Source organism: Trichothermofontia sp. (genome assembly GCF_053493415.1).
In genome coordinates, this window is record NZ_JBRCAD010000030.1 from 1 (window position 1) to 10,924 (window position 10,924).

At 53.6% G+C, this 10,924-nt stretch carries 5 protein-coding genes; 2 read left to right on the top strand and 3 right to left on the bottom strand.

Translation table 11 applies throughout. The annotated features are described in order from the left end of the window. A partial coding sequence (locus ACWIUF_RS02945) for a thioesterase domain-containing protein (RefSeq protein ID WP_448570707.1) occupies positions 1-1,335 on the top strand: 1,335 nt, incomplete at its 5' end. A gap of 87 nt (positions 1,336-1,422) precedes the next feature. On the opposite strand, the gene ACWIUF_RS02950 is transcribed toward ACWIUF_RS02945, so the two are convergent. The 3 genes from ACWIUF_RS02950 to ACWIUF_RS02960 all read right to left on the bottom strand — a co-directional run bounded on the left by ACWIUF_RS02950 (position 1,423) and on the right by ACWIUF_RS02960 (position 10,225). After that, entirely contained in the window at positions 1,423-3,207 is a 1,785-nt protein-coding gene (locus ACWIUF_RS02950; RefSeq protein ID WP_448570708.1) for a hybrid sensor histidine kinase/response regulator, read from the bottom strand. Positions 3,208-3,487: 280 nt separating this feature from the next. Continuing rightward, positions 3,488-9,427 (bottom strand): PAS domain S-box protein, encoded by a 5,940-nt coding sequence (locus tag ACWIUF_RS02955; protein ID WP_448570709.1) that lies wholly within the window; start codon positions 9,425-9,427, stop codon positions 3,488-3,490. A 435-nt stretch (positions 9,428-9,862) separates the two neighbouring features. Next, on the bottom strand, positions 9,863-10,225 hold the full coding sequence (locus tag ACWIUF_RS02960) for a response regulator (RefSeq protein WP_448570710.1): 363 nt from the start codon (positions 10,223-10,225) through the stop codon (positions 9,863-9,865). Between the two features lie 179 nt (positions 10,226-10,404). Between ACWIUF_RS02960 and ACWIUF_RS02965 the strand changes: the two genes are divergently transcribed. Continuing rightward, the gene (locus ACWIUF_RS02965) at positions 10,405-10,902 is read left to right on the top strand and encodes a response regulator (protein WP_448570711.1); all 498 of its coding nucleotides are present in this window, start codon (positions 10,405-10,407) and stop codon (positions 10,900-10,902) included. Positions 10,903-10,924 lie beyond the last annotated feature (22 nt).

Genomic DNA, 10,924 nt, shown 5'->3' on the forward strand with positions numbered 1-10,924 from the left:
CCATCCCTCCTGGATCGCTTTGGTACCCCGATCGTGGGTTCGATCCAAACACTGCCAGAACTCCCCAAAACCGAGCAAGGGAACCTCGATCGCGATCGTCTAGCCTCTGGTCGGGAAGCCGGGGCTGAGCGGGTGCCGCCCCGCACGGCCATAGAACGCCGCCTAGTCGCCATTTGGCAGAGTATCCTGGGTACCACCAGCCTGGGCGTGACCGATAATTTCTTTGAGTTGGGGGGGAACTCCCTGATCGCCATTCAGTTGTTTGGCTTAATTGAGCAGGAATTTGGGTTAGCCCTGCCCCTGGCAACCCTCTTTGACGCCCCTACTATTGCCCAACTCGCCCACCTCCTGACCCCTGACCTTGGGACAACCGATGCCGATCCGCAGGAAGCCGTTGTCCTAATTCGGCCCGGTGGGAAGAAGGAACCGGTATTTTTGATCCATGATGCCGATGGCGAAACCATTTTGTATCTCAATCTCGCCCGTCGCCTGGACCCTGATCGCCCGGTCTATGGCATTCGTCCCTACGGCACCGCCGAGTTTCCCATCCTGCACACCCGCATTGCTGAGATGGTGAGCTACTACGTTGCCAAAATCCGCAGCCTCCAGCCGCACGGTCCCTATATTGTGGGGGGACTCTGTGCTGGGGGGGCGATCGCCTTTGAGGTGGCCTGTCACCTGCAATCCCTAGGGGAATCTGTCCCCCTGGTAGCCCTGATTGATGCGGGAGATTTCCAGGCTCCCAGTCGCACCGGACGCGTGGCCAGTCAGCGCCTCCAGCGGTTTACCCAGGCGTTCCAAACGCCCCCCGCTCATCCCACCCCAACCAACGGGAAAACCGAGGGATCACCGCCGTCTTCCCTAGCGGCCAAACTCACCCGTTTGGGCACGATCGCCCCCATCCTGGGTCGCAAAGTCAAGAACCTGATCACCTATGAAGCCACCCGGACCTGGGATACCCTGCAAAATACCCTGAAAATTTGGCTCTACCGCTATTACCGCGATCGCCAACTGCCGCCCCCGGCTTCCCTAGGCGGAATTTCCGTCCGGACGATGTACCGCTTTGCCGCCAAGCAACACCGGGCCGCCCGCTATCAAGGCAAACTACTCTTGTTCCGGGCCACCGAAACCCTCTGGACCGATCATCCCCACATCGACGATACCCCCATGTCAGCCTTCACCCGTGATCCCCTCCTGGGCTGGGGGGCGCGATCGACCGCCGGCGTAGAAGTCTGTGATGTTCCAGGCGGCCACTCCAGCATGTTACAAGAACCCCATGTACAGGTCATTGCCGAGAAAATGCAAACCTGGCTAGACACCCTCAAGCAACCCTAACCAGGTGTCCCTTCCGATTCTTTGTGCCTTCCTGTCCTTTGTGGGGAAGTACTCGGTGAAGTATTCGGTGAATTACCCAGTTGGGGGCTAATCCGCGATCGCAAACTGCACCCAAAAGCGGGTCCCCTGCTCATTGCTTGCCACACCGATCTCCCCTCCTAGATAATCCACCAACTTCTTCACCAAAGCTAACCCTAAACCCGTCCCACCATGCTTCCAGGGGTCCTGGTGAGGAATCCGATAGAACTTCTCGAAAATGCGATCGTACTCCGTTGCCGGGATAGCAGTCCCCGTATTGTGGACCGTGATTTGCAATAAGCGGGTTGGCTGATCACCTTGGGACCGATCAGAGTAGCCGTGCTGCAATGGGGATGGCTCACTGCCAGGTGCCTGGCCGAGGGCATTCGGGATCACCTGGGCTGCCACGGTAATCCTGCTTCCAGGGGGGCTGTATTTACACGCATTAACCACCAATTCCGTCATAATCCGGTTGATGCTGGCGGCATCCGTGGCCAGCGTCGGTAAATCGGGGGGCAGGTGGAGGATCACCGTTTGTTGCTGGGATTGGGCCAGCGCCAGGGTCGGCTGGAGAATCATCGGCAACCATTGGGGCAACGCGAGCGGGATGATTTGCTGGGGGTAGGTGCCAGCCTCCAGAGTTTGCAGACTGAGTAAATCATCCACTAGGCGCAGTTCCCGCTGACAGGCTTCCTTTAAAACCTTGAGGTAGCGAACCAGTTTACTATCGGGCGGGATGGGGGTTGTTAGGCCCAGCATCTGGCTGATGAGGGGCGGGATCATGTCTGCCGCCAGACTGATCGTCGCTAGAGGCGTGCGCAATTCATGGGAAACCGTACTGAGGAAATTATCCTTGAGTTGGTTGAGGCGCTGGAGTTCTGCCACTTGTTGCTGGGCAGCTTCGTAGAGCCGAGCCTGCCGTAGGGCGATCGCGCACTGATTCGCCACTTGTTCTAGCAGGCGCAGTTCCTCCTCCCTAAAACTATCACTAGCAGGACGGAGCAGCCACAGAATACCGGCAATTCCAGTGTGCTCAACCCGATCGTCAAAGATCGGACAGGCGAGGACAGCCAGTCGCCAATCTTCAGGTTCCCAATTTGCTGTCCTCAAATTTTCTGATGCGGGTGAGAGCAGGCAAAAGGCAAACCCTTCCCCCCGTTGGAGTTGGGTCCTGAGCTGGGGTAGCGCCACCATCTGCTGGGCGAGGGGCTGGTGGTGGGGATAGCGTTCTGGTTTCGCGCACAGGTGCGTGATGGGGCGATCGTCTGCATAGAGGGTGGCATGGCAGCATTCAACCGCTAGAACTTGGGCGAGTTCGGCCAGCGCTGTTTGCATCACCTGTTGGGAGTCCAGGGAATCCCGAACCTTATCCGAAATGCGTTTGAGGGTTGCTTCAAAGTTGAGCGATTGTTGGAGAGCTTGGGTGCGTGCCCGGACTTGCACTTCCAGGATGCGATTGCAGTGTAGAAGTTGCTCATTGAGGCGGGCCACTTCTTTTTGCTGCTGAAGGAGTTTGAGTTGATATTCAATGCGGATGAGCACCTCCTCGATCTGGAAGGGCTTGGTAATGTAATCCACGGCCCCGATCGCAAACCCTTGGGCCTTATCAGCCGTTTCACTCAGGGCGCTCAAAAAAATCACAGGAATTTGGGCCGTTTGCGTCTGGCACTTCAGGGCCGCACAGACTTGGTAACCATCCATATTGGGCATCCGGACATCCAATAGGATCAAATCGGGGGGGAGGGCACACGCCGAGGCCAAGGCAGACTCGCCACTCAGACTTTTGCGGACTTTATAGCCCTCTTGCTGAAGGATAGCAGCCAGCGTTCGGATATTATCCGGCTGATCATCCACAATTAAAATTGCTGATCATCCACAATTAAAATTTCAGCAACCGCATGAGACACCGCATGAGACATAGCTAACGAACCACAGTGAATAAGACTCAGTCGATCACAAATTGAATGTGGGATAGCCGTCTCGGCTGTCTCAGGGTCAAGCAGAATGCCTACCCCACAATTGTTTGTCGAGCGACTGAGACTGGCAGTGGGGAAGGTCGCAACCTCTCCTGAGTCAATTCTCCCAATCCCTGTAGATTCACTCCTTAAGTACGAAACGTACAAACGCGAAAAGCTCATCGGGAAGATGAGCGGTGTTGCTGGAGGCATTCCTCAGCCGCTTGCTTGATCTGCTCAAACTGATAGTCGTGGCCTAGGCGCTCCAGTCCTGCGGCCAGGGTGGCATCTGGCAGCCGTTGGGCTAGGACCGCGATCGCTTCCTCATCGCCATATAAGGCCGCTTGATAGAGATCGGTGAGCCAAGCAACCGGCATCATGGCCAGATCCTCGGCGACCAGCGCGGGCGGCGGGGTAACCTCACTGGGGAGCGATCTCCCGTAAATAGGCAGAGCCAATGCTGGGGGGGTATCCGTAAGGGGCAGGAGGGGCAAGATCAGTTGAAAGGTGGTGCCCTCTTCCAGGCGGCTGGTGACTTGAATGCTACCCCCCAAGACCCCCGCCAGCTTACGACTGATGCTTAATCCCAATCCCGTTCCCTGCATAGACCTTCTCCCTGCTTGCGCCTGTGTAAAGGCGTCAAAAATCGTCGGTAACTCGTCTGGTGGAATCCCAACCCCCGTATCCTTAATTGTAAAAGTAAGGGTATGCAGTTCCTTAAGTATATTCACGGGATCAGTAGAGGAATTGGCGGTTGTGGGTGCATCAGCCGCGATCGGCACACCCGTAGCAGCAGTCTCAATGCTTAATTGAACACTACCCTGGTGGGTGAATTTGATCGCATTACTGAGTAAGTTAATCAGAATTTGGTTAAGTTTTTGGGGATCAGTGGCGATCGTGGCCGGGACAGTTGGAGCCACTTCAAAACTAAGCTGTAGGCCCTTGGCCTGGGCTTGGGGCATGAAGCTTTGGTGCAACGTGGTCAGTAAACCACTCAGATCACAGGCGTTTAAGGTTACCTGGACCCGATCGGCTTCAATCTTACTGAGGTCGAGGATATCGTTAATCAGATTTAAGAGGTGTTCCCCATTGCGGTGAATGATCTGGATCTGTTCTCGCTGCTCTGGCGGCAGGTGAGGATCACGGACCATGAGTTGGGTAAAGCCGAGAATGGCATTCAGGGGGGTGCGCAATTCGTGGCTCATGTTGGCGAGGAAGATCGTCTTGGCATGGTTAGCGGCTTCGGCAGCTTCCTTGGCCTCTTGCAACGCCTGTTCCGCCTGCTTGATCTCGGTAATATCAGTGGTAATCCCATCGACGCGGATCGGTTGGCCATACGCATCATGGATCAGCCAGCATCGTTGCGAGATCCAGCGAACTTCGCCACTGGGACGAATGATACGCTGTTCTGCGGTAAATCCACCTTCGTGCAGCAGTTTGGGTAAGCAGTCAAGAACCTGGGGGCGATCGTCGGGATAGATCACATCGAACCAGAGGTTGGAATTGGTCTCGAACTCAATGGCGGAACGCTGGTAAATCGTTTCAGCACCGGGGCTGACATAAAGGGTCACAAAGTCGGGATAGGTAGTGGACCAGATGGCGCTGTCGATCGAGTTGAGGATACTATCTAAGCGGTCCTTGGACAGTTGGATTTGGGCTTGGGCTGCCTTGAAGTCAGTGATATCGGTGGTGATCCCATCAATGCGTAGGGGTTGGTGGTTGGTGTCCTGGACAACCCAGCCGCGATCGAGGACCCAACGAATTTCGCCGCTGGGCCGCACAATGCGCTTTTCAACACTGAAGGAGCCTTCTGTCATGAGTTGGGGCAGCATCGCCAGACATTGGGCTTGATCGTCGGGATGGATCACTGCTAACCACAGGTTCGGATCGGTTTGAAAGTCAATGACCGGACGTTGATAGATTTTCTCGGTCCCAGGGCTGGCATAGAGGGTGGTGAGGTCAGGGTAGGAAGTGGACCAGATGGCGCTGTCGATCAAGTTGAGAATACTATCGAGGCGTTCTTGGTAGTGCCGCAGTTGGTCTTGGGTGGCTTTGCGCTCAGTAATGTCATACACCGAGGCCAGCCAGGCTGTGATCTCGCCTTGGGGATTGTAGAGAGGGGCATCTAGGACCAAGACATCAAACCGTTCGCCATTGCGTCGCCTGAAGCGGAGTTCCAAGCCCTGGGAAGGACGCTGACCAGCCAAACAATCCTGTAAGGCCTGGGTGATGGTGTCAATTTCTTCCGGAGGCCAGTAGACAAAGGGCGGCCTGGCTCCGAGCAGTTCGGCTTCGCTCCAGCCGACCATGCGACAAAAGGCCGGATTGACGTAGCTTTGCCGTCCTTCTAAATCCACCATCGCAATCCCTTCCACAATGGTGGCCTCGATCGCCCGCCGAAAATCAACCTCGGCCTGGAGTTGGGCTTCCGTTTGTTTACGCTGGGTAATGTCTCTGGCCGCCGCATAGATCAGGCCCCCGACGGGGACCGATCGCCATTCAATCCACCGGTAGGAACCATCCCGGCAACGGTAGCGGTTGACAAAGTTAGACACCTCCTGCTGGACCGCCAGACTCGTTAATAGCGTGAGTGTACTGTCCAGATCATCCGGATGCACGTAGTCCAGGAACCTAGCCCCTTCAAGTTCAGACAAATCATAACCGAGGGTGCGTTGCCACTGGGGATTGAGGCGCAGGAAACGACCATCGGGGCTGGCAATACACAGTAAATCCAGGGCAACTGAAAAGAAGCGATCGAGTTCTTCCGTTTTGGCCTGTAAAGCCAATTCAGTTTGTTTACTGTCGGTAATATCCAGTACCACCCCATACCAGGCTACCTCGCCGTTTTCGCGCTGCCGGGGTTGTGAATTAGCCCGCAGCCATTTGATCTGATGATCGGGACCGAAAATCCGCCACTCATACTGAAATGGCGATAGGGTTGCCTCGCTCCGTTGCACAGCGGCTTCATAAGCAGGCTGATCGTCGGGGTGGTGCCGATCGAGGACCGAACTGGCATCGGCCAGCGCCTGCTCAACGGGGATGCCATGTATGGTCTCAATGGCGCGGCTGATGTGTTCAAAATAAAACGAACCGTCAATGCGTTTAACCAAGACATAAATGATGCCAGGAGAGACTTCGGAAATTGTCTGGAGGCGAGCTTGGCTTTCCTGAAGCGCCAGTTCAACCTCCTTACGTTCAGTCACATCCAGGACGACACCATGCCAAGCCACATCGCCGTTGGTTCGCCGGAGGGGTTGGGAGGTGCCCCGTAACCATTTGAGCCGACCGGAGGGGGTTATCACTCGCCACTCATATTCAAAGGTTTCTAAGGTTTCCAAGCTGTGTTGAACCGCCGCTTCGTAGCCCGGTCGATCATCAGGATGGATGCAATCTAGTAAAACACTGGCATCCGCTAAAATCTGCTCAACCGGAATTTCTTGAATGGCTTCGATCGCCCGACTCATGTGTTCAAAGTACCAGGAACCATCCACCCGTCTCACGATGATATAAATGTTAGCGGGAGAAGCATCGGAAATGGCACGGAAACGGGTTTCACTTTCCTGGAGTGCTAGTTCGGTTTGTTTGCGCTCCGTAATATCCCGAATTAGGATTAACACGCGCGATCCCGGCATGGGGACACAGCGCACCTCTTCAAAGCAGATCTGTCCATTTCGTTCAACACTTTGCTCGTATAAATCGATTTCTCCGGTGTTCAGGGCTATTTGGATCGCGCTCTGCTTACGCGCAATCATGGCTGGGGTACCTACCTCAAAAATGCTCTGAGGCATAACTTGATCACCCCGATATAAATCAATTTCTGGCTTAGTCGTTACCTGTTCGAGGACGGTCCCATTGGCACTGACAACATACATTAAATCAGGCATGACGGATAAAATTGCCTGCTGCCGATCGCTAGTTTCCTGGAGGGCTAATTCCAGACGCTTGCGATCGGTGATATCAATCGACATACCAATAAGGCGTGTGGGCTGATCGGCATCATCCAGCAGCACCTTGGCACTCACCTGTAACCAGCGCCAGTGCGATCGCTCTGAGGGGGAGGCTGGTGTAAAAGTCGCGACCCGATGCTCAATCTGAAATTGACTGCGTTGGGCGATCGCGGTTGCATTGGCTTGGCGTACAGCGTCGCGATCGTCCGGATGAACAAACTCCAGTGCCGCTTCATACGCAAGGATTGGGGGATAGGTAGGGGGAATCGTACTGCTAAACGTAATCGCATTAGTCTTCAGATCTCGCTCCCAGGCGATCGCCTGGGAGGCGTCTAGGGCTAGACGCAACCGGGCCTCACTGGCTTGCAAGGCCGCTTGTACTTGCTTCAGTTCACTAATTTCCTTACTGATGCCGAGGACATAGGGTTGGCATTGAATCTGAATAATTTCACACGATACCAGGGAAACTTTGATCTCGCCCGCTTTAGTCCGCCAGTGGAGTTCTTGATTCAGCGCCGAACCAGTCGCCGCTAGCTGGGCCGCGATCGCGGCAGTTTCCTCGGGATCAACGATGATATTTAACTCCTCAGCCGTGCGATCGATGATTTCCTCCCGTTGATACCCCGTCAACCGAAGAAAACTGTCGTTAACGTCTACCCAACGACCATCTGCCAGACGGGTAATGGAAATCGGATCAGGACTATTCCGAAATATGGTTGTATATTGAGCTTCCGATTCTCGCAGGGCAATTTCAGCTTGTTCAAACGATTGCTCTATCTGATCGGCCATTTGCTCAAACGATCGGGCCATAACCGCTAGTTCCGTCACCCCAAGTTGAGTCGGAATTGGTGAGGTTAGATTTCCCTGGGCAAGTTGCACAGATGCTTGGCTTAGTCGCCGTAAGGGGCGATTTAACCATTCGGCGGTGACGATGCCGATCGCGATCGAGCCGACTAAGGCTAATCCACTCAATAGAAGTGTTTGGTGCGTATTCGCCTGGATCAGGGACATAAAGGTACTTTGGGGCACCACAGTAATAATCAGCCAATCCACATCACCGCTTTTTTGGTAAGGGGTAATATGGAGATAATAGCGTTCTCTAGACCAGGGTAAATTGGGCAGAGAGATACGATGAAGATCTGTATTCGATGCAGCATCAAATTTCAAATAAATTGAGTCCTGGATATTATCCAAATCACCTAATTTTTTGTTTATTACCCGCATGGTAGTTTGAAGGACGGAATCGGGAACTTCCTCGACAGTAAAACGCTTAAATTTAATATCTCCCACTCGCCTAGGACTGCTTAGCGTTTGGGGATCTTGAAAAGTCTTGAACAGGGGATAATTGGCTGAATTAGCGACCAATAGACCATTGCGCTCAACAATAAAGACCTGTCCATTTTTACTCACATTCAACGCTTCAAGGAAGTGATTAAGGGCTGCCAAGCTAACATGGATAGTAAACACCCCGGTCAGGGTGTTATTGTCATCCAGGACAGGTGCATAGGCATTGATCGCTAAGAGATTGGTCGTCCCGATTTGGAGAGGGGCTGTCCAACCGCTAGTGCGGGTCTTGGCTGCCGCTTGGTACCAAGGCATCTGGCGCACATCAATGTTCGTCAGGACTTCCAAATAACGCCCTAGGCGATCGTTGGCATCGAGGGTATAAAGATGCAATTTGCTAGGATCTTTTGCATCCGATATCCCTGCCTCTAGCCATCGCTCTGAGGGTTGGACCTTGGTTATCTGCGTCGCCATATCTGTGGCCGTGACGCGGTGAATTGTCCGAAAGTCCCCCTGGGGAGTCCCAAAGACAAAGCTGGTAATCTCTTGAAATTGGTGATGCTGCTGGATCAAATATTGATGTAATTGAGTTAAATTGGATGGGTTAACAACCCCAACCTTCACCGCTGCCAAACTAGCACGATTCAAATCTTCCGCAACTTTTAAGTATTTATCAATTGTTGTAACTACGCTTGTCCCTGTCTCCGCTAGCAATTGATCCGCAAGGCGATCGACTGTCCGTTGCCCACTGCGATATGACAGATAGCCAACAACACCCACAATAGCCACAGTTTGCAACACAAAGGGCACAATCAGCACCCAACGCAGGGGGATGTGCCAGTGGGACCGGGGCCAAAAGTGGCGCAAATACCGGGGGAAACGATACATATTAGGAAGAATGGGGCGGGCGGGATGAATCAGGACTACGATCGCGTAGCATTTCTTCTAGAGAATCGTAGTCGCGATCGACGTTAAACAGCCAGTATCGGTAGAGCAAAAAACACGGGTGGGGTAGGCATCCTGCCTGCCCCTGAGACAGCCGAGACGTCCGATCAAAAAACACGGGTGGGATAAGCATCCTGCCTACCCCTGAGACAGCCGAGACAGCGATCCCAGGTTCCAGGTGTGATCGACTGATCCTGCCTGTCCCTGAGACAGCCAAGACAGCTATCCCACGTTTCATGGGTGATTGACAGCGTATAGAAGACAACACTTTTGCGGTCACTGATCGTCTGTTTTCCTATTTTGACACAGGTCAGTTGGGGTCTTCGGGCGATTTTCCTGGGAGGCTGCTGCCCGATTCTTCAGAGTTGAGCAACACGATCACGATAATAGGTTTTGAATGGAGTCCAGTAGAACATCCGCCGCAACTGGTTTCACCAAATAGGCATCGGCCCCCTGCCGCAACCCCCAGTAGCGACTCGCGGGATCAGTATTTGCGGTGTATAGAAGAACATGAATCGCCTGGGTCTCTGGCTGAGCTTTGATCCGCCGACAGACCTCAAATCCGCTCATATTGGGCATGACAACATCCAGAATCACCAGATCAGGACGGGCCGATTGTATGTGGGCGATCGCGCTCAACCCATCTGGAGCCGTACTGACTTCATGCCCCTGTTGCCGCAGTAAGTCAGCCGTCATTTGGCGAAACAACCGACTATCATCAACTACTAAAATCTTAGCCATACCAGGATCTCCAAACTCGCTGCTTCCAGCCTAGAGGGTGTCATCGGTCTTGCCATGAGGCCCAGGTCCTGACTCTAAATAGGACCAAAGTCCCACCCAAAATAGGACGATCGTTGCTTGTTGATCCCAATCCCCAACGCTTACATTGGGATTATTCACCCTCACGGTTTTCCCTCACTATGTCCATCCGGGTTCTGATTGTGGATGACCAACTCCTGATCCGTCGGGCACTGAAACTCCTGTTGGCGGATGTTGCTGAAATCGCGATCGTTGGGGATGCGGAAAATGGCGAGGCGGCGATCGCGCAAGTCACGGCCCTGCAACCCGATGTGGTATTGATGGATATTCTCATGCCGATTTGTGATGGCGTTGAGGCAACCCGGAAAATTTGCCAGCAGTATCCCCACATCAAAGTACTCATCCTCAGCATTGACGATGATGATGACTATGTTGCCCAAGCCCTACGATATGGAGCCGTCGGTTACTTACAAAAAAATACACCTCCTGAAGATCTCACCCTTGCCATCCAATCCGTATCCCGTGGGTACACGTATTTAGGCAGAAGTGTTGAATCCAGATATAAAACTTTACACTTGAGGGTGCGAGAGTCATACAAGCGTTTCTGGAAGCAAATCGTAGCTCCAATGGACGAGCGAACAGCGACGGCTGAGTTCTAGTTGCAAATAGCGAAACTTGTCA